The organism is Micromonospora sp. LZ37, from assembly GCF_059359015.1.
Genome location: NZ_JCADBL010000017.1, coordinates 42,163 through 61,520, shown reverse-complemented (window position 1 = coordinate 61,520; position 19,358 = coordinate 42,163). Strand labels below are relative to the sequence as shown.

21 protein-coding genes are annotated in these 19,358 nt (G+C 74.7%); 9 read left to right on the top strand and 12 right to left on the bottom strand.

The annotated features are described in order from the left end of the window. Window positions 1–25 precede the first annotated feature (25 nt). Window positions 26–355, top strand: a complete 330-nt coding sequence (locus tag AC5L3Z_RS27755; RefSeq protein ID WP_494846159.1) for a hypothetical protein — start codon at window positions 26–28, stop codon at window positions 353–355. Here the strand turns inward: AC5L3Z_RS27755 and AC5L3Z_RS27750 are convergent. Then, on the bottom strand, window positions 352–1,674 hold the full coding sequence (locus AC5L3Z_RS27750; RefSeq protein ID WP_494846158.1) for an MATE family efflux transporter: 1,323 nt from the start codon (window positions 1,672–1,674) through the stop codon (window positions 352–354). The two genes, AC5L3Z_RS27755 and AC5L3Z_RS27750, sit on opposite strands and share 4 nt — an antisense overlap. Before the next feature lie 122 nt (window positions 1,675–1,796). Between AC5L3Z_RS27750 and AC5L3Z_RS27745 the strand changes: the two genes are divergently transcribed. Then, window positions 1,797–2,087 (top strand): hypothetical protein, encoded by a 291-nt coding sequence (locus AC5L3Z_RS27745; RefSeq protein ID WP_494846156.1) that lies wholly within the window; start codon window positions 1,797–1,799, stop codon window positions 2,085–2,087. Between the two features lie 972 nt (window positions 2,088–3,059). Here the strand turns inward: AC5L3Z_RS27745 and AC5L3Z_RS27740 are convergent. The 9 genes from AC5L3Z_RS27740 to rimP form a co-directional block, all read right to left on the bottom strand. Further along, the gene (locus tag AC5L3Z_RS27740; RefSeq protein ID WP_494846231.1) at window positions 3,060–3,269 is read right to left on the bottom strand and encodes a DUF6186 family protein; all 210 of its coding nucleotides are present in this window, start codon (window positions 3,267–3,269) and stop codon (window positions 3,060–3,062) included. Beyond that, on the bottom strand, window positions 3,269–3,676 hold the full coding sequence (locus AC5L3Z_RS27735; protein WP_494846155.1) for a hypothetical protein: 408 nt from the start codon (window positions 3,674–3,676) through the stop codon (window positions 3,269–3,271). The genes AC5L3Z_RS27740 and AC5L3Z_RS27735 overlap by 1 nt, the downstream gene beginning before the upstream one ends. Before the next feature lie 55 nt (window positions 3,677–3,731). Then, window positions 3,732–4,769 (bottom strand): DHH family phosphoesterase, encoded by a 1,038-nt coding sequence (locus AC5L3Z_RS27730; RefSeq protein ID WP_494846229.1) that lies wholly within the window; start codon window positions 4,767–4,769, stop codon window positions 3,732–3,734. 29 nt (window positions 4,770–4,798) lie between these two features. Further along, on the bottom strand, window positions 4,799–5,278 hold the full coding sequence (gene rbfA / locus AC5L3Z_RS27725) for a 30S ribosome-binding factor RbfA (protein WP_494846228.1): 480 nt from the start codon (window positions 5,276–5,278) through the stop codon (window positions 4,799–4,801). A 139-nt stretch (window positions 5,279–5,417) separates the two neighbouring features. Next, a complete protein-coding gene (locus AC5L3Z_RS27720) occupies window positions 5,418–5,711 on the bottom strand; it encodes a DUF503 domain-containing protein (protein WP_494846154.1) in 294 nt (97 codons plus the stop codon). Window positions 5,712–5,800: 89 nt separating this feature from the next. Continuing rightward, complete coding sequence (gene infB, locus AC5L3Z_RS27715; RefSeq protein WP_494846152.1) at window positions 5,801–8,809, bottom strand: translation initiation factor IF-2; 3,009 nt, start codon at window positions 8,807–8,809, stop codon at window positions 5,801–5,803. A 93-nt stretch (window positions 8,810–8,902) separates the two neighbouring features. Next, entirely contained in the window at window positions 8,903–9,235 is a 333-nt protein-coding gene (locus tag AC5L3Z_RS27710; protein ID WP_334523116.1) for a YlxR family protein, read from the bottom strand. A 16-nt stretch (window positions 9,236–9,251) separates the two neighbouring features. Further along, a complete protein-coding gene (nusA, locus tag AC5L3Z_RS27705; protein ID WP_334523113.1) occupies window positions 9,252–10,295 on the bottom strand; it encodes a transcription termination factor NusA in 1,044 nt (347 codons plus the stop codon). Then, complete coding sequence (rimP, locus tag AC5L3Z_RS27700; RefSeq protein ID WP_494846151.1) at window positions 10,292–11,020, bottom strand: ribosome maturation factor RimP; 729 nt, start codon at window positions 11,018–11,020, stop codon at window positions 10,292–10,294. Before rimP ends, nusA begins: the two co-directional genes overlap by 4 nt. A gap of 231 nt (window positions 11,021–11,251) precedes the next feature. Here rimP and AC5L3Z_RS27695 point away from each other — a divergent pair, with 231 nt between their 5' ends. The 7 genes from AC5L3Z_RS27695 to AC5L3Z_RS27665 all read left to right on the top strand — a co-directional run bounded on the left by AC5L3Z_RS27695 (window position 11,252) and on the right by AC5L3Z_RS27665 (window position 17,740). After that, window positions 11,252–11,701 (top strand): hypothetical protein, encoded by a 450-nt coding sequence (locus tag AC5L3Z_RS27695; RefSeq protein ID WP_494846149.1) that lies wholly within the window; start codon window positions 11,252–11,254, stop codon window positions 11,699–11,701. Further along, a complete protein-coding gene (locus AC5L3Z_RS27690) occupies window positions 11,698–12,147 on the top strand; it encodes a ferritin-like domain-containing protein (RefSeq protein ID WP_494846147.1) in 450 nt (149 codons plus the stop codon). Before AC5L3Z_RS27695 ends, AC5L3Z_RS27690 begins: the two co-directional genes overlap by 4 nt. Window positions 12,148–12,205: 58 nt before the next feature. Beyond that, window positions 12,206–12,784, top strand: coding sequence for a PadR family transcriptional regulator (locus AC5L3Z_RS27685; RefSeq protein ID WP_494846146.1), 579 nt, complete (start codon window positions 12,206–12,208; stop codon window positions 12,782–12,784). Between the two features lie 70 nt (window positions 12,785–12,854). Beyond that, the gene (locus AC5L3Z_RS27680) at window positions 12,855–13,589 is read left to right on the top strand and encodes an ABC transporter ATP-binding protein (RefSeq protein ID WP_494846144.1); all 735 of its coding nucleotides are present in this window, start codon (window positions 12,855–12,857) and stop codon (window positions 13,587–13,589) included. After that, complete coding sequence (locus AC5L3Z_RS27675; protein ID WP_494846142.1) at window positions 13,586–16,306, top strand: FtsX-like permease family protein; 2,721 nt, start codon at window positions 13,586–13,588, stop codon at window positions 16,304–16,306. Before AC5L3Z_RS27680 ends, AC5L3Z_RS27675 begins: the two co-directional genes overlap by 4 nt. A gap of 76 nt (window positions 16,307–16,382) precedes the next feature. Beyond that, a complete protein-coding gene (locus AC5L3Z_RS27670; protein WP_494846140.1) occupies window positions 16,383–16,862 on the top strand; it encodes a nitroreductase/quinone reductase family protein in 480 nt (159 codons plus the stop codon). Window positions 16,863–17,002: 140 nt separating this feature from the next. After that, window positions 17,003–17,740 carry a nucleotidyltransferase domain-containing protein gene (locus tag AC5L3Z_RS27665; protein WP_494846138.1) on the top strand — a complete coding sequence of 246 codons (738 nt, stop codon included), beginning with the start codon at window positions 17,003–17,005 and terminating at the stop codon, window positions 17,738–17,740. Between the two features lie 47 nt (window positions 17,741–17,787). Here the strand turns inward: AC5L3Z_RS27665 and AC5L3Z_RS27660 are convergent, their stop codons facing one another. Together AC5L3Z_RS27660 and map are read right to left on the bottom strand one after the other, a co-directional pair. After that, the gene (locus AC5L3Z_RS27660) at window positions 17,788–18,501 is read right to left on the bottom strand and encodes a VIT1/CCC1 transporter family protein (RefSeq protein WP_494846136.1); all 714 of its coding nucleotides are present in this window, start codon (window positions 18,499–18,501) and stop codon (window positions 17,788–17,790) included. After that, a complete protein-coding gene (gene map / locus AC5L3Z_RS27655; RefSeq protein WP_494846134.1) occupies window positions 18,498–19,355 on the bottom strand; it encodes a type I methionyl aminopeptidase in 858 nt (285 codons plus the stop codon). Before map ends, AC5L3Z_RS27660 begins: the two co-directional genes overlap by 4 nt. Window positions 19,356–19,358: the final 3 nt, after the last annotated feature.

The following is a 19,358-nucleotide window of genomic DNA, read 5'->3' as shown; positions in this document are numbered from 1 at the left end:
CCCGGCACCGGAGCAGCTCAGTCGGGTGGGCGAACCGCGGGACCTGTTCGCCGGCACCCCGGCGGCCTCGTTCGCCGTGGAGCAGCGGGCGATCGTGCTGCCGCCGGCGAAGGCGACCGGGCCGTTCAGCAAGGCTCAGGTGGCTGCCGCGCTCGAATCCGTGCGCCGGGCTCTGATCGAGGGCCGACTGGACCTGGGCATGCTGCTCGGCGACACGGAGGCGTTCCTGAAGCTCTTCGACGGCTGGGTGCAGCCGCAGCGTTGGTCGCCGGCCGACGGCGACCAGCCCCCGGCTGGCGATCCAGGATCCTTCTTCGACCTGGACGCCCCCGCACCGACCCGGAACCGGTGCTAGCCCCGGACGGCACCGACCACCGCCCAGCCGCCGGAACGCAGCCGCAGCAGCAGGGCGGCCAGCCGGATCACCACGAACAGGGTGAGCCCGGCCCAGATCCCGCCCAGGCCCAGGTCGAGGCCGTAGGCGAGCCAGATCGCCGGCAGGAACCCGCCGAGCGCCGCGACGATGGTGAGGTTGCGCAGGTAGCGGGTGTCGCCGGCGCCGATCAGCACCCCGTCCAGGGCGAACACCACGCCGGCCAGGGGCTGCATCGCCACGAACCACGGCCAGGCGACCATCGCCTGGTCGCGTACCTGCGGGTCGGAGCTGAACCAGCCGGGCACCACGCCGGCGCCCGCGGCGATGAGGACCGCGAACGCCACGCCGGAGACCGCGCCGAGCAGGGCGAACCGCCGGGCCAGCGCCCGCGCCCCGGCGGCGTCGCCGGCGCCGAGCGCGGCGCCGATCAGCGACTGGGCGGCGATCGCCAGGGCGTCGAGCAGCAGCGCGGTGAAGAACCACAGTTGCAGCGCGATCTGGTGGGCGCCCACGGCGGCGGCGCCGAACCGGGCGGCCACCGCCGTGGCGGAGAGGAAGCTGGCTTGGAAGGCCAGCCCCCGGACCAGCAGGTCACGGCTGAGCACCAGCTGCTGCCGGATCAGCTCCGGCCGGGGTCGCAGGGGGACCCGCTCACGGAACAGGGCGGCGGCGAAGAGCCCGCCGGAGAGGGTCTGGGCGGCCGCGTTGGCCACCGCCGAGCCGGCCAGGCCCAGCCCGGCCGGGTAGACCAGCAGCGGGCAGAGCAGCGCGGAGAGCAGGTTGGGGGCGAGCACGAAGAGCAGCGGCCGGCGGGTGTCCTGGATGCCGCGCAGCCAGCCGTTGCCGGCGGCGGCGACCAGCAGGCCGGGGGCGCCGAGCGCCGCGATCCGCAGCCACTGCGCGGCCGCGCCGGCCACGTCGCCCCCACCACCGGCGAGGGTACGCGCCAGCGCGCCGCCGCCGAGCTGCATGCCGACCGCGACGAGCAGCCCGACGGTGAGGGCGAGCCAGGACGCCTGGACGCCCTCGGCCACCGCGGCGGCCCGGTCGCCAGAGCCGTACCGGCGGGCGGCCCGCCCGGTGATGCCGTAGGCCAGCACGGTGCCGAGCCAGGCGGTGAGGGTCATCACGGTGCCGCCGACGGCCAGCGCGGCCAGCGGCACCCGGCCGAGGTGCCCGACCACCGCGGTGTCGACCAGCACGTAGAGCGGCTCGGCGGCGAGCACCACTAGTGCGGGCAGGGCGAGGGCGGCGATCCGGCGCGCGGTGGCGGCGTCGGCGAGGGCGGGTCGGCTCATCGCCGCCGATCCTGACACGCCCCGGGTAAGGATCGCAATATCCCTGACCACTTACCCTGGGGCGGCGTCACCGCGCCGGCGGGCCGCACCCTGGGCCCCTGCCCCTGCCCCTGACGATGCCGGTGGCGACCGTCAACCGCCGCAGGGAGGACCTCACCGCCTCGCTCACCGCCCTCGGCCTGCTCTCCCGGTTCGAGGTGCTGGTCTTCGCCGAGGACTACGCGCACGCCAAGCCGCACCCCGAGCAGCGCGCCGCCGGCGAGCGGCGGGGTCAACCCGCGGCAGGGAGTCCCGCCAGCGGCGGACCTCGCGGCGGCCGCGCAGCCGGACCGCCGGCAACCACGGCGCGTACGCGGCGACGGCGGGCGAACACCCGCGGACGTGACGAGGTATCGACGGGCCGGCCGCGTTGATGCTGCCAAGGGCCGTCCCAGCGGGGACGGTACCGGTTGTCTGTCGTCCTTTAGAGCTGATGACCTAAACGACTCATCCCGGTCCGGAGCGTGAGTCGTTTACGTCATCAGCTCCAAAGGATGCAAGCCGAGTCTCGCGCAGCGCAGAGACGGACGCAGCACAGAGACGGACGCAGCACAGAGACGGACGCAGCGCCCAACCGGAGTCGCGAGCGGGCAGAGGCGCACGCAGCCCAGGAACTCGCGGTCGAGCCGCTCGGGGCAGGTCCGTCCGGCAGGTTCGGGCGGCCGGCGGCGCGACGTCTCAGTTGGGACGCACAACGCTGGCGAAGCAGAGCGGCCACGGCAGGTCGACCAGGACGAGCAGGTCGGCCCGGGGCAGCCGGAGGTCGAGCGTGTCGCCGTAGCTGGCGTCGTCACCCAACTCGGGCGGGCGACGCGGGCGGGCACCTCGGCGCGGAATTCCGCGCCGGTGGGGGCGAGCCAGCCGGGTGGCCAGTAGTGCCGGTCGAAGGGGATCAGCGGGAGGTCGAGCCGGCGGGCGACCTCCCGGGTGGGCGGTGACGTCGTCGACGTGGGACGTCGGCGACGTCACCGCCGGTCGGCCAGCGTCACTGGCGGGTGTCCATCGAGGTCTGCAGCGCGCGGCGCATCTGCTCGCGCGCCTCGTCGGTGGTCTCGGGCTTGGGCTTGGTCGCCATCGGAAGTCCCTTCCAGGGTGCGGACCACCGAGACACGGTGGCCCTACGGGCGGTCCTGCTGGGCACCGGGCGGCGGTCCGGGATCTCCGGAGCGGTCGCCTGGCAGCGTGAGCCCGGGTCGGTCTGACCCTGGAGGGAGGCGGCACCGGGTGTGGCGCCACCGCCCACGACCTGCGTCGCGGGGCGGCGCGGCCGTTAACCCAAATTAACGTTCAGTTCCATATGTTGCCCACTGTTCCCGAAATCTGGACACCCGCGTCGCCGGGCCGGCTCACCGGGCCAGGAAGTGCCAGCCCACCCACCACCAGAAGCTGAACAATCCGATCCGCCCGACGGGCACCGGCCCGATCTCGTACCGCATCAGGTACCCGCAGACGTCGCCCAGCGACGGCACCCGGGAGCCCTCCCGGCGGGAGGCCCACTCGACCGCGGCGAAGAGCAGCAGGGCGACCGAGAAGCCCGTGATGGCGAGGACCCGCATCATCGCCGGACCAGCCCCCAGAAGGCCGCCAGCCAGGCGAACCAGGCCCCGGAGCGGACCAGTTCGTCCTTGAGCAACGGATCGGCCAGCCGGGAGAAGGTGGGAAACGCGTCCCGCGCCGCGAGCGTGAACGTGGCGGCCTCGAAGAGACCGAAGATCGCGGCGGGCAGCACCCACCAGAGCGCACTCCGCCCCAACCGGCGGGGCGCCGGCCGCCGGGGCACCCGGTTGCCGAAGCCCAGCCAGATCAGCACCGCGCCGGCGACCAGCGTCCAGACACTGGCCTGCGTCGAGAAGGAGGGGAGTTGGCCACCCACCAGCGAGACGCAGGCGAGCACCGGCAGCGTGACCACCGGACGATCCCAGGCGCGCGGCGCCTCTACGGCCAACTCGTGGGGGTGATCCATCCTCCGATTCTGCCCGCGGTCACGCGGCGTGGGAAGACCGACACTCCTCGACGTCTCAGTGGGCGGTCAGGGCCTCGTCGAGCCGCGCGCGGATCCGCCCCACGATCTCCTCGGCGCCGCCCCGGCCGGTGAACCCGGCCGCGAACCGGTGGCCGCCACCGTCGAGCGCCACCGCCACCCGGCTCACGTCGACCGCGCCCTTGCTCCGCATGGAGACCGCCCACTCGTCGGCCGCGACCTGCTTCAGCACGCACGCCACGTCGGCCTCCGCGGTGCACCGGACCGAGTCGATCAACGCCTCCAGCACGTACGGTCGCTGGTCGTGCCGGGCCAGGTCGTCCAGGGTCGCGTACGTCCAGACCAGGCCGTGGCCCGCCGCGGCTGCCGGCTCCAGGCGGGCGCGGAGCAGCACCTCGCCGAAGAGCTGGACCGCTCCGAACGGCCGGGTGTCGAAGACCCGGCGGGAGATGTCGCCCGGGTTGATCCCGGTGGCGAGCAGCCGCGCGGCCAACCGGTGCACCGCCGGGGTGGTCGCCTCGAACCGGAACGAGCCGGTGTCCGTGGTCAGCGCGACGTAGAGCCCCACGGCGATCTCGGCGTCCAGCGGCACGTCCAACCGGGCGAGCAGCTCCACTGCCACGACGGAGGTCGCCGCGGCGCGGGGGTCCACGAGGTGGATGCCGCCGAAGCGGGTGTTCGAGGCGTGGTGGTCGAGGACCAGTGCGGCGCCGGCGGTGTCCAGCCGGTCCACCAGCTCGCCGAGGCGGGAGTCGCTCGCCGCGTCGAAGCAGATCACCAGGTCCGGATCGGGGTACGCCTCGACGGCCGGCACCAGCAGGTCGGCCCCCGGCAGCCAGCCGAGCGACTCGGGCAGCTCCGGCGGCCCCGGGAAGGTCGCCTGGAGCCGCCGTACGCCGAGCCGGCGCAGGCCCAGCCCGAAGCCGAGCATGCTGCCGAGCGCGTCCCCGTCGGGGTTGACATGGCAGATCAGCAGCACCCGGGCGTCGGCCGACAGCCCACGGACCGCCGCCACCGCGGCGGCCCAGTCGGCCTCGGTCGGGCCTCCGTCACCGGACGCGGGCCCGGTGAGCAGACCTCCGGCCGATCCGCCCGGGGCGTCGGTCACCGCCGGTCCGCTGCGGGCGGGGTCTCGTCGTCGGCGTCGTCGTCCGAGACGTCCTCGTCGGAGTCGACCCGGTACGGCTGGGGCTCACCCGCGTACTGCGCCCGGGCGGCCAGCCGCTGCACCTCGGCGTCGGCGTGGCGGGCCTGGGCGAGCAGGTCGTCGATCTGCTTGACCTGGTCCTGCACGTCGTCCAGGACGAAGGTCAGCGACGGCGAGTGGCGCAGCCCGAGGGCCTTGCCGACGGTGCTGCGCAGCATCCCCTTGGCGCTCTCCAGCGCGGCGGCGGTGCTGGCCTGGGCGGCCGCGTCGCCGAGCACGGTGTAGAAGACCGTGGCGTCGCGCAGATCCGCGGTGATCCGCGCGTCGGTGATCGTGATCATGCCGAGCCGGGGGTCCTTGATCTGGCTCCGCACCACCGACGCGACCAGTTCGCGGATGCGCTCCGCGTGCCGGCGTACCTTGGCCGGATCCGTCATCTCCCCCACCTCCAGGGCATCCTGCTCCCGACCGGACACGACGGCAGGCAACGCCGTCGGGACCGACCGCTCAACATCTCGAACACTACCCGCGCGGCCCCGGCCGTCGCGCGCCGCCGCCGGTGGCGACGGACAACGCTCAGTCGTCCTCGCCGTGCAGCCGGCGGCGGACCGAGAGCAGCTCGGTCTCGGGGCGAGCGGCGACCAGGCGCTCGCACGCGTCGAGCACCTCGTGGACGTGCGCCGCCTCGGCGGCCACCACGGCCACCCCGATCTCGGCCCGACCGTGCAGGTCGAGCGCACCCACCTCGGCGGCCGACACCTCGAAGCGGCGCAGCGCCGCAACGATCGGCCGTACATATGATCTTTTTGCCTTGAGCGACCGGGAGTCGCCCGGCAGCAGCAGGTCGAAGAGTGCGGTTCCGGTGAACATCACCCCGGACGTTACGACCACCCACCGACATGATCAAGGGGTTTACGCCGGAACGGCGTAAACCCCTTGATCACTGTGTCAGCACCGGATCAGGCGCGCGGCTTCTCCCGCATCTCGAAGGTCTCGATGATGTCGCCGACCTGGACGTTGTTGTAACCACCCAGGGTCAGACCACACTCGAAGCCCTCGCGGACCTCCGTCGCGTCATCCTTGAACCGCTTGAGCGAGCTGATCGTGAGGTTGTCCGCCACGACCGACCCGTCCCGCAGCAGCCGCGCCTTGGCGTTGCGGCGGATGATGCCCGACCGGACGATGCAGCCGGAGATGTTGCCGACCTTGGACGAGCGGAAGACGTCGCGGATCTCCGCGCTGCCCAGCTCGACCTCCTCGTACTCCGGCTTGAGCAGACCCTTGAGCGCGGCGTCGATCTCCTCGATGGCCTGGTAGATGACCGTGTAGTACCGGATCTCCACGCCCTCGCGGTCGGCGATCTCGCGGACCTTGTTGGCGGCCCGCACGTTGAAGCCGATGATCGTGACCGCCTCGGACGAGGCGCTCGCGAGCATGACGTCGCTCTCGGTGATCGCACCCACGCCCCGGTGGATGATCCGAAGCTGGACCTCCTCCGGGATGTCGAGGTTGAACAGCGCGTCCTCGAGGGCCTCCACGGAACCGGAGACATCGCCCTTGAGCACCAGGTTGAGCGAGGTCTTCTCGCCCTCCTTGAGCTGCTCCATGAGCGTCTCGAGGGTGGCCCGGCCGCGCGAGTTGGCGAAGGACGCCGCCCGCCGCCGTGCCTGCCGCTGCTCGGCGATCTGCCGCACCGTACGGTCGTCCGCCGCGGCGAGGAAGGTGTCGCCCGCGCCGGGCGGCGCGGTGAGACCGAGCACCATGACCGGACGGGCAGGGCCCGCCTCGACGACCTGGTTGCCGTTCTCGTCGAGCATCGCCCGGACCCGGCCGTGCGCCCCACCGGCGACGATCGAGTCGCCCGCCCGCAGGGTGCCCTTCTGCACCAGCACCGTCGCCACCGCACCGCGACCCTTGTCCAGGTGCGCCTCGATGGCCACACCCTGCGCCGGCCCGTCGATCGGAGCGGTCAGCTCCAGCGACGCGTCGGCGGTCAGCAGGACCGCCTCGAGCAGCTCGTCGATGCCGATGCCCGGCTTCGCCGCCACGTTGACGAACATGGTGTCGCCGCCGTACTCCTCGGCGACCAGCCCGTACTCGGTCAGCTGCTGGCGGACCTTGTCCGGGTTGGCCTCCGGCTTGTCGACCTTGTTGACCGCCACCACGATCGGCACGTCGGCCGCCTTGGCGTGGTTCAACGCCTCGATCGTCTGCGGCATCACGCCGTCGTCGGCCGCGACCACCAGCACCACGATGTCGGTGACCTGGGCACCACGGGCACGCATGGCGGTGAACGCCTCGTGACCCGGGGTGTCGATGAAGGTCACCGCCCGGTCCTCGCCCTCGTGCGGGACGTGGACCTGGTAGGCACCGATGTGCTGGGTGATGCCACCGGCCTCGCCGGCCACCACGTTCGCCTTACGGATCGCGTCGAGCAGCTTGGTCTTACCGTGGTCGACGTGACCCATGACGGTCACCACCGGCGCACGGCTGACCAGCCGCTCCTCCGCGACCTCGGCGTCGAGGTCGATGTTGAACTGCGCGAGCAGCTCGCGGTCCTCGTCCTCCGGGCTGACGATCTGCACGTCGAACCCGAGGTGCTCACCCAGCAGCTGCAGGGTCTCGTCCGAGCAGGACTGGGTCGCGGTGACCATCTCGCCCAGGTTGAACATCTCCTGGACCAGCGAACCCGGGTTGGCGTTGATCTTGTCGGCGAAGTCCGACAGCGAGGCGCCACGGGAGAGCCGGACGACCTGACCCTGACCCCGGGGAGCACCCGAGCTCATGGTCGGAGCCGACAGGTTGTCGAACTCCTGTCTGCGCTGCTTCTTGGACTTGCGACCACGGGTCGGCCGGCCACCCGGACGCCCGAAGGCACCCGCAGCGCCGCCGCCACGGCCACGACCGCCGCCACCGGGGCGACCGCCGCCACCGGCCGGAGCACCCGGACGGAAACCGCCACCCGGAGCACCGCCACCGCCGCCGCCACCGGGACCGCCACGGTAGCCACCGCCACCGCCGCCGCCACCGGGACCGCCGCGGAAGCCACCGCCACCGCCGCCGCCACCGGGACCGCCGCGGAAGCCACCGCCACCGCCGGCCGGACGACCCGCGCCGCCGCCGGGACCGCGACCGGCCCCACCGGGGCCGGGGCGACCGGTGGCCGGACGCTGGCTCGGCATGGACGCCGGGCTGGGCCGGGGCGGCATGGAGGCCGGGCTCGGCCGCGGCGGCATGCCCGCCGGGCTGGGCCGGGGGCCACCGGCACCGGCGGCCGGGGGCCGCTGCTGCTGTCCGCCCTGGATGCCGAACGGGTTGTTGCCGGCGCCGCGCGCCGGCGGACGACCGCCCGGACGGGCACCGGGGCCCGGGGCGGGCGCGCCGGGACGGCCGGCGGCCGGGGAACCCGGACGCGGCGGCACGGCACCCGGGCCGGGACGCGGACCCGGACGGGCCCCACCCTCGGCCGGGGGCTCCCGGCGGATGTTGTCACGCTGCTGCTGACGGGCGGCCTGGGCGGCCTTGACCGCGGCCTCCTGCTCAGCCTTCAGCGCGGCGGCACGCGCCTCGGCGGCCGCCACCTCGATGTCGTGTGCGCTCGCCGGCTTGGCGACCGGAGTCGCCGGCTGCGGCGGGCCGGGGACCGGGCCCTTGGGCTTCGGTCCGGGCGCCGGCGCGGCCGGCCGCCGGGGCGGCATCGGCTTGGCCGAGACCCGGGGGGCACCCGGGGTCGGGGACGGCGTCGGGGTCGGAGCCGGAGTCGGGGCGGCCGCCGCCGGAGCGGACGGCGCCGACGAACCACCGGCGGACGCGACGAATGCGCCACGCAGCCGTCGGGCGACGGGCGCCTCGACGGTGCTGGACGCGGACTTCACGAACTCGCCCATTTCCTTCAGCTTGGCGAGAACGGTCTTGCTTTCGACCCCGAGCTCTTTTGCCAGCTCGTGTACGCGGGCCTTACCTGCCACTGCACTCCTCACTCCGAGGTCGTGCGGGCAGTACCCGCAGCGACCTCACTCGTGCACTTGAAGCCTGGTCATTTCAGGGACTTCATCGTGTGCTCATGTCGGTCGTCCTACCTTGCTAGCGACCTTCGCCCGGTCGGGTTGACCGGACGTCGTGGTTGGCGCATCGACGTACTCCGCGACGGCGCCGTGGTCGGGGACCCCGGCTGTGCGCAGCGCACGCCCGAAGGCGCGACGCCTTACCGCCAGCGCGAAGCAGGCCGGATCCGGATGCATGTGCGCTCCCCGACCCGGCAGCCTGCGGGCCGGATCGGGCCGGAGGCTGTAGCCAGCCTCGTCACCGACCGCGACGATCCGCAGTAATTCGCTGGCCGGCGCGCGTCGCCGGCAACCCACACAGGTGCGCTCCGGCTGTACGCGTCGTACCACTGGAGGAAGTCTACCCCTAGCTGCCCGAGATCGCGCCGCCCGGCTCCGGGACGTGATCAGCCCCGCCCCGGCCGGCCGTGCCGTTCTGCTCCGCGTCCGACCGGATGTCGATCCGCCAACCGGTCAGTCGGGCGGCAAGCCGGGCATTCTGCCCCTCGCGCCCGATCGCCAGCGAGAGCTGGAAGTCCGGAACGGTCACCCGGGCCGCGCGGTTGGCCAGGTCGACGACCTCGACCCGCAGCGCCTTGGCCGGGGAGAGGGCGTTTCCGACGAAGGTCGCCGGGTCGTCCGACCAGTCGATGATGTCGATCTTCTCACCGTGCAGCTCGCTCATTACCGCACGCACCCGCTGACCCATCGGGCCGATGCAGGCGCCCTTGGCGTTGACGCCCTGGGTGGTGGAGCGTACGGCGATCTTGGTGCGGTGGCCCGCCTCGCGGGCGATCGCGCCGATCTCGACCGTGCCGTCGGCGATCTCCGGCACCTCCAGCGCGAAGAGCTTCTTCACCAGCGCCGGGTGGGAACGGGACAGGGTGATCTGCGGTCCGCGCATCCCCTTGGCCACGTGCACCACGACGCAGCGGATCCGCTCGCCGTGCGCGTACCGCTCGCCGGGCACCTGCTCGGACTGCGGCAGCACGCCCTCGAGCTTGCCCAGGTCGACGCTGACGATGCCCTTCTCGACCCGCGCCTCGTGCGCCTGCACCACACCGGTGACCAGGTCGCCCTCGCGGCCCACGTACTCGCCGAAGTGCACCTCGTCGGTGGCCTCCCGCAGTCGCTGGAGGATCACCTGCTTGGCGGTCATCGCGGCGATCCGGCCGAAGTCGTGCGGGGTGTCGTCCCACTCCCGCACCACGGTGCCGTCGGAATCCAGCTCCTGGGCGTAGACCAGGGCCGCGCCGGACTTACGGTCGATCTCCACCCGGGCGTGCGACTCGGCGCCCTCGGTGTGCCGGTAGGCGGTCAGCAACGCGGTCTCGATCGCCGCGAGGATCGTGTCGAACGGGATCTCCCGCTCGCGCTCGAGTGCGCGCAGCGCCGCGAGGTCGATGTTCACCTCTCCTCGTCCTCCACATCATCTTCGTCGTCGAAGTCGTCGGTGTCCTCGCCGGTCTCGCCGGCCTCGTCGGTGCTGTCGAACTCGTCCGCCTCGTCGATCTCGTCGAGGCGGGTGAACTCGACCTGCACCCGGCCGGGGCCGAGATCGGCGTAGCGGTGTTCCACGCGGCCGGAGTCGGTCTCCAGCACCACGCGTTCGTCGTCGGCCTCGACCACCCGGCCGGTGACCTGGCGGTCCCCGGTGGGCTGGTCGGCGCGCTGCTCGGCGGGGGCCGCGGCGGCCCGGGCGGTCACCTTGACCAGCCGGCCGACGTTGCGCCGCCAGTGCCGGGGCAGGGTCAGCGGGCGGTCCACGCCCGGGGAGCTGACCTCCAGCTGGTACTCCCCCGCCACGAGGTCGCCGCCGGACTCCTCGGCGGCGTCCAGCGCCGCCGAGACCGCGCGGGAGACCTCCGCCACGGCGTCCAGGTTGATCCCGCCGTCGGCGTCCACGATCACGCGGACGACGTGCCGGCGCCCGGCGCGGGAGACGGAGAGGTCCTCGAGGTCGTAGCCGGCCTGCCCGACCACCGGCTCGATCACCTCGCGCAGCCGGGCCCGCCGGGCCGCGAGGTCACCGCCGCCCCGGGGTGCGCCCGCGCGGTCCCCGCCCCGCGGACCGTCGGTACGACGGGTTCGCCCCGCCGGCCCCGTCGGCCTGGTGGCACGACCACGCTGCGTCATCTGCGCACCCTTCTCCTGATCGGCGGCGGCCGGATCGACCTGCCATGCCGGCACGCCACCGGGGCGGACGCGCCGGTGGCTGCGCAGAGCGTAACGCGCCGCCCCGGCGGCGGGCCGGGCGGCGCACCGACGCCGGTCGCCCACGTACCGGGGTGGATGGTGTTGACTTGTCCGGTGGCGACGGGCAGAACGACGGGGCATCGCGGTGGACCGGGGCATTCCCGGCGAAACGTGCTGCGGGCGGGGGCGCTCGTGGCGGTGGGCGGCGTCGCCGTCCCGCTGACCGGCTGTGATCTTTTCGACCGGGACGGGCCCCCGTCGCCGCCCGACCCGCTGGAGCCCCTCGCGGGTGAATCCCGCGACCTGGCCGCGCGGTACCGCGCCGCGATCGCCGCCGACCCCGGCCTGACCGACCGGCTCACCCCGATCGCCGAGGCGCACACCGCGCACGCCGACGAGTTGCAGCGGGTGATCGGACGGCCCGCGCCCTCCGGCTCGGCCTCCCCGGGCGCCCCCACCGCCCCCGCCGGGCGCGACGCGCTGCTCGCCGCGTTGCGCCAGGCGGAGCGGGCCGGGCGGGACAGCGCGGCGAAGGCCTGCGCCGAGGCCCCCGGCGAGCGGGCGGCGCTGCTCGGCTCGATCGCCGCGGCCCGGGCCACCCACCTGGAGGTGCTGCGATGACGCGACGGACGGCCCCCACCGACGCCGGCCGGGCCCTGGCCGACGCGCTCACCGCCGAGTACGCGGCGATCTACGCCTACGGCCCGATCGGGGTACGGCTGACCGACTCCGCCCGCCGGGACGCCCGCGCGGCCGAGGCGGCCCACCGCACCCGGCGGGACGCGCTGGTGCTCCAACTCGCCGCCGCCGGCGGTTCGGTGCCGCCGGACCGGGTCGGGTACGCGCTGCCCTTCCCGGTCACCGACCGGGCCAGCGCCCTGCGGCTGGCGGTCGAGGTCGAGGAGCGGACGGCGGCGTTCTGGCGGGCGGCGCTGCCGGTGACCGGCGGCGCCGACCGCAACCGGGCCCTGGCCGCGCTCACCGACTGCGCGCTGCGGGCCACCCGCTGGCGGCGGGCCGCCGGCGTGACTCCGCTCACCGTGCCCTTCCCGGGACGGCCTGTCTGAACGCGGTGCGCAGCCCTCCGGTTGCGAACCGCATACGGGGTATGCATACTCCGTTCCCATGTCCATCCGCCACGGCCTGCTCGCTCTGCTCGAGCGTGGCCAGATGTACGGCTACCAGCTACGGGCCGCGTTCGAGGAGTCGACCGGCTCGACCTGGCCGCTGAACATCGGGCAGGTCTACACCACCCTCAACCGGCTGGAACGCGACGGCCTGGTCCGTCCGCTGCCGGAGGGCGAGGGTGGGCAGCGGCCGTACGAGATCACCGACGCCGGGCGGGCGGACCTGGCGCTGTGGTTCGTCACCCCGATCAGCCGGGCCGACCGGCCCCGCGACGAGCTGTCCATCAAACTGGCGCTGGCGCTGACCACCCCCGGCGTCGACGTGCGGGCGGTGGTGCAGACCCAGCGCAGCGCCACCATGCGGACGTTGCAGGAGCTGACCCGGCTGAAGTACGCCAGCGACCGACCGGAGGACCTGCCCTGGCGGCTGGTGCTGGACGCGATGGTGTTCCAGGCCGAGGCGGAGATCCGCTGGCTGGACCACTGCGAGACGAGCCTGGTCCGGTACCGGCCGGCCCCGGGCGGGGCCACCCCGAGCCGGCTGGAGCAGCGCGACGACGAGCAGGTCCACCGGTGAGCCGGAACGGCCGCCCGGGTCCGGGCGGCACGGTCGGACCCGCCGTCGCCGCCCAACGGGAGGACGTGCGATGACCCCGGCGGGAGACGTGGTGCTCGACCTGCGCGACGTCCACCGCACCCATGGCAGCGGCGAGGCCGCCGTGCACGCCCTGCGCGGGGTCAGCCTCACCGTCCACGCCGGTGAACTGGTCGCCGTGATGGGCCCCTCCGGCTCCGGCAAGTCGACCCTGCTGACCCTCGCCGGCGGGCTCGACAGCCCCACCGCCGGCGAGGTCCGGGTCGAGGGGCAGCATCTCGGGGCGCTCGACCGGCGCCGGCTGGCCCAGGTACGCCGGCGCCAGATCGGCTACGTCTTTCAGGACCTCAACCTGCTGGGCAGCCTCACCGCGGCGGAGAACGTCGCGCTCCCCCTGGAACTGGACGGCGCCGGCGTACGGCAGGCCCGCCGGGCGGCGCTGGCGGCCCTCGACGAGGTGGGCCTGACCGGGCTGGGCGGGCGTTTCCCCGACCAGATGTCCGGCGGCCAGCAGCAGCGGGTGGCGATCGCCCGGGCGCTGGTCGGCGAGCGCCGACTGGTGCTGGCCGACGAGCCGACCGGGGCGCTGGACTCGCAGACCGGGGAGGCGGTGCTGCACCTGCTGCGCCGCCGGGTCGACGCGGGCGCCGCCGGCGTGCTGGTCACCCACGAGGCCCGGCACGCCGGCTGGGCGGACCGGGTGGTCTTCCTGCGCGACGGGGTCATGGTCGACTCCACCGCACCGCTGGTCGGCGTCGAGCAGCTGCTCTCCGGCAGCGACCGGTGAACCGGGAGCGGTTCCGCGGCGGGCTGGGCTCCTGGCGGGCGGCGCTGCGGATCGCTCGCCGGGAGGCGCTGCGGGCCCGCGGCCGGACCGCGCTGGTGCTCGCGATGATCACCCTGCCGGTGCTCGCCCTGGCCTTCGTCGCGGTCAGCGCCGACATGGCCGAGCTGACCCGCGCCGAGAGGTTCGACCGCCGGCTCGGGACCGCCGACGCCGAGCTGCGCTGGGTGACGGAGAACCCGGTGACCCAGGACGCCTGGGGTGAGGGCTACTGGGCCCGGCAGGGTGACGCGGTGACCCGCACCCGCCCGGTGGACGCCGCTGAACTGGCCGCGCTGCTTCCCGCGGGCAGCCGGCTCACCGAGGTGCGCTGGTGGGTGCCCCTCGACGTCCGGGTGGGCGACCGGAACGAGACGTTCCCCGCCCGCGCACTGGACCTGACCGACCCGCTCGCCCGCTCGCTGGTCCGGCTGCGCGCCGGCCGGGTGCCCAGCGCGCCCGACGAGATCATGCTCAGCGAACCGGCGCGGGACCGGCTCGACGCCCACATCGGCGGGACGGTCCGCACCGCCGACGGCAGCCGCACCTACCGACTGGTCGGAGTGGTGGAGTTCCCGGACGACCTGCGCGAGGTGGCCGCGCTGCACCCGGACGCGCCGGGCCCGCCTCGCGAGGCCAGCGACGCGAGCTGGCTGGTCGATCTGCCCGGGCCGGTGGACGCGGCCCTGGTGGACCGGCTCAACCGGCACGGCGTCACGATCGGTGGCCGGGAACCGGCCCCGGGCACGGAGGCACCCCGGGACGGCAGCCGGGTCGCCCTGCCGGACGCCGAGACGGCCGGCAACGCGGTGCTGATCGGCGGGCTCGGCCTGCTGGAGGTGGTGCTCCTGGCCGGTCCCGCCTTCGCGGTCGGCGTACGCCGGCGCCGCCGCGATCTCGCCCTGGTCGCGGTGGCCGGCGGTGACGCCGTCCACCTGCGCCGGATCGTGCTCGCCGACGGGTTGGTGCTCGGCGGCGCGGGGGCGGCGCTCGGGCTGCTGCTGGGCGTCGCCGCCGCGGTCGCCGGCCGGCCGCTCGTCGAGCAGTACGTGCTCCAGGCCCGCTCCGGCGGGTACCGGGTCTTCCCGGTGGCGCTGGTCGCGATCGGGGCGGTCGCCGTGCTGGCGGGGCTGCTCGCCGCGCTCGCCCCGGCCTGCACGGCGGCCCGGCAGGACGTGGTGGACGGGCTGTCCGGCCGGCGGACCGCGCCGCCGCACCGCCGCCGCTGGCTGGTCGTCGGAGTGGCGCTGACCGGGCTGGGCGCGGCGACCGCCGCGGTCGGGGCGCAGCGCGGCGGGCAGCTGGTGATCCTCACCGGCCTGATCCTGGGTGAGCTGGGACTGGTCTGCACCACTCCGACCCTGATCGGGCTGCTCGCCCGGGCCGGACGGATGCTGCCGCTGAGCCCCCGGATCGCGCTGCGCGACGCCAGCCGCAACCGCTCCTCCGCCGCACCGGCGATCTCCGCGGTGATGGCCGCGGTGGCCGGCAGCGTGGCCATCGGCGCCTATGTGGCCAGCGACGACGCCCGCGCCCGCGCGGACTGGCTGCCCGGGATGCCCCCGGGGCACGTGCTGCTGACGCCCTCCGAACCGACCGGCCGGGAGCCGCTGCCCGCCACGTCCGCGATCGCCGACGTGGTCCGGGCCGAGCTGGCCGGCGCCGGGGTCGCCCGGCTCGACGTGCCGGTCTGCGCCGCGCCGCGGCAGCCCGGCGACTACTGCGTCGTCGAGGCGGTCGTACCACCCGACCGGATGTGCCCGTACGACGCGGAGACGTCCGGCTCGCCGGAGGTGCGGCGCCGAGCCCTGGCCGATCCGCGCTGCCTGGCGCCGGCGCGCGGGCCCGACGGGATCTACCTGCCGACAGTGGTCGACGACGGTTCGGTCCTGCCCGGACTCACCGGCGCGCCGACGCAGGAGGTGGCGGCGGCCGCCGCCGTGCTGCGCGCCGGCGGCGCGGTCGTGACCGACCCGCGCCTGGTGGTCGACGGCCGGGTGACGCTCTCGGCCAGCCGCCTCGGGGAGAGCCCGGAGGTGCGGGCCCAGGTCACCCGCACCATCCCCGGGTACGTGCTGCGCGGCGGGCTCCCGGTCGACCGGCTGGTGCTCTCCGCCGCCGCCGCCGGGCAGCTCGACCTGGCCGCCGAGCCGACGGGTTACGTCGTCGACACCGCCGCCCCGCCGAGCGTCGCCCAGCGGAACCGGCTCTCCGCCGCGCTGCGCCCGGTCGCTTCGCTGGCGCTGGACGTGCAGCGGGAGGAGCCCGCGTCGGACCAGCGCCCGCTGCTGCTCCTGCTCGCCGTCGGCTCCGGTGTCATCACGGTCGGCGCCGCCGGGGTGGCCACCGGGCTCGCCGCCGCGGAGGGCCGCCGGGACCTGTCCACCCTCGCCGCGGTCGGTGCCAGTCCCCGGGTACGGCGGATGCTCTCGCTCTGCCAGGCCGGGGTGATCGCCGGGCTCGGCTCGGTGCTCGGCATCGTCGCCGGCCTCGGCACCGCACTGATCATCCTGACCTCCTTCAACCGGCAGTACGCCCGCTCCTGGCCGGTCGAGTCCCCGTACCCGCTGGTGATGCCCTGGCCGACCCTCGGCGTGCTGGTGCTGGTGCCGCTGGTGGCGATGCTCGGCGCGGCGCTGTTCACCCGGTCCCGACTGGCCGTGGAGCGCCGCCTGGACTGACCCAGGGTCGCCGACCGGACACCCGGCGCGAAATTCGGGGGTGCCGCCCGACGCGCCGAGCCGGCAGACTGTCGGCGTGTCCGCTATGGGAACCCTCACTCGCCGGCTCGGTCACCACGCCTGGTTCGGCGCGACCATGCGCCTGCTCGTCCCCGCCGACCGGGCGGTCGGCCGGCTCACCCGGGGCCGGGTGATCGCCTTCGGGCTGGTCCCCTCCCTGGTGATCACCACCACCGGCCGCCGCTCCGGCAAGCCGCGCAGCAACCCCCTGCTCTACGTGCGCGACGGCGACGCCTACGTGGTGATCGGCTCCAATTGGGGGCAGCGGCACCAGCCGGGCTGGGCGCTGAATCTGCTGGCCGACCCGGAGGCCGAGGTGGACGTCAAGGGGCGCCGGGTCCCGGTGCGCGCCGCGGTGGCCACCGGCGATGAACGGGAGCGGCTGTGGCGGCTGCTGGTCTCCGAGTGGCCGGCCTACCGGACGTACGTGGACCGGGCCGGCGGCCGGGAGATCCGCATCTTCCGGCTGGTCCCGACGGGCGGCGACCGGTCCTGACCCGGCCCCGCGCCGCCCCGTCCGGCCCGGGCGCGGCGGGCCGGCGCGGCCGGGTGTGGTGGCTAGGGTGGAGTTGGCGCCGGCCGGCGACGACCGCGCCGGCGGGCGGCCCGACGCAACGGTCGCGGGAGGTGGTCGCGGTGGAGCGGAGCAGCGCGCGGGTCGGCGCCGACCCGCACCTCGACGATCCACGGTGGAGGGTCGCCGACCGGGTGGCCGACGCGGCCCGCCGCCGCTTCCCCGCGGACATCCTGGCGGTCGCGGTGCACGGCCCGCTGGCCCACGGCGACGACGACGGGGGCGGCGACGGGGAGGTCGGGCTGCTGCTGGTCACCTACCGGCCCGCGACCGGGCCGGCCCCGTCGACCCGCCGGGTGGACGGGGTGCTGGTCGACCTGACCGTGGCCGGGGCGGAGGACTACCTGCGGCAGGCGCGGGGGCTGACCCCGCTCTGGCCGCTGACCGCCGACCGGTTCGTCACCACCACCGCCCTGTACGACCCGACGGACTGGCTGCGCGCGCTCCGCGACGAGCACCTCGGCCGGCTGGCCCGGGCCCGCCCGGCGGAGTTCAGCACCGCCGCGCGGCAGGCCTGGTACCGGGGCTGCGCGGCGCACGCCCGGGCCGCCCGGCTCGCCGAGTGGTACGAGACCGACCAGGCGCTGCTGATGCTCGCCGAGGCCCGGCTGGCGGCGGCCACGGTCACCGGCCTGCTCACCCGCACCTACTTCCGCGACCCGGGGGACGCGGTGCGGCGTACCGGGCTGGCCGGGGCGGACATGACGGAGGTGGGAATGGTGCTGTCCCGCCAGGCCGACGAGCTCGCCGCCCGCGGCCGGCCGGTCGACGGCACGGTGGACGACCTGCTCACCGCGTGAGCCTCCAACGGCCGGGGCCGCCGGAGGCGTCGACTGTGGGTCGTCGCCTAGCCGCCGGCCTGGATGCCGATGAGGGCGCCGACCAGGTAGGTCGCCGCGGCGGCGGCGGCGCCGAGCAGCAGTTGACGCAGGCCGCCGGACCACCAGGAGCGGTTGGTGAAGCGGGCGACGATCGCACCGGCCACGAAGAGCCCCACCCCGCCGACGCCGAGGGCCAGCCAGAGGTTGTCGAAGCCGAGCAGGTAGGTCAGCAGCGGCACCAGGGCGCCGACGGAGAAGCACAGCAGCGACGAGACCGCCGCCGCCCACGGGCTCGGCTGCTCGTCGGGGTCGACGCCCAGCTCCTCCCGGACGTGCACCCGCAGCGCCTCCTCCGGGTTGCGCCGGATCGCGTCGGCCATCTGGCGGGCCAGGTCCCGGGGCAGGCCCCGGGCCACCCACGCCTCGGCCAGCTCCCGGGCCTCGGCCTCGGGGTGCCGCTCCAGCTCCCGCCGCTCCTTGGCCACCTCGGCGGCGACCTGCTCGTTGGCCGATCGGACGCTGGTGTATTCGCCCAACCCCATCGAGATGGCGCCGGCGACCAGCCCGGCCGTGCCGGTGAGCACGATGCTGCGCGGGGAGACCCCGCCGCCCCCGACGCCCGCGATCAGGGCGATGTTGGTGACCAGGCCGTCCATGGCGCCGAACACCGCCGGCCGCAGCCAACCGCCGGAGACGTCCGCGTGGTGCGCCTCCCGCAGCGCGGCCGGGGTCTCGGTCACGGCAGGGTCAGGATCTCGTAGCCGTCGTCGGTGACGACGATGGTGTGCTCGAACTGCGCCGTCCACCGGCGGTCCTTGGTGACCACGGTCCAGCCGTCGTCCCACATGTCGTACTGGTAGGTGCCGAGGGTGATCATCGGCTCGATGGTGAAGGTCATGCCCGGTTCCATCACGTCGGTCGGGCGCGGGCTGTCGTAGTGCGGCACGTAGAGCCCGCTGTGGAACGCCTCGCCGATGCCGTGCCCGGTGAAGTCCCGCACCACGCCGTAGCCGAACCGCTTGGCGTACGACTCGATGACCCGGCCGATCACGTTGATCTGCCGGCCCGGCTTGACCGCCTTGATGCCCCGCATCATCGCCTCGTGGGTGCGCTCGACCAGCAGCCTGGCCTCCTCGCTCACCTCACCCACGCAGAAGGTGGCGTCGGTGTCGCCGTGCACCCCGTCGAGGTACGCCGTGACGTCCACGTTGATGATGTCGCCGTCCTGGATCACCGTGGAGTCGGGGATGCCGTGGCAGATCACCTCGTTGAGGCTGGTGCAGCAGGACTTCGGGAAGCCCTTGTAGCCCAGCGTCGAGGGGTAGGCCCCGTGATCGACGAGGAACTCGTGCACCACCCGGTCGATCTCGTCGGTGGTCACGCCCGGCTTGCAGTGCTCACCGGCGAGCTGGGTCGCCCGGGCGGCGAGCCGGCCGGCGACCCGCATCTTCTCGATGGTCTCCGGGGTCTGCACGTGCGAGCCACGCCACTGCTGCGGACGCTTCTTGCCCACGTACTCCGGACGGGCGATGTGGCCAGGAACCGCTCGCCACGGGGAGAGCGTGCCTGGGGTCAGCGGCGCACGGACGGTCATGAC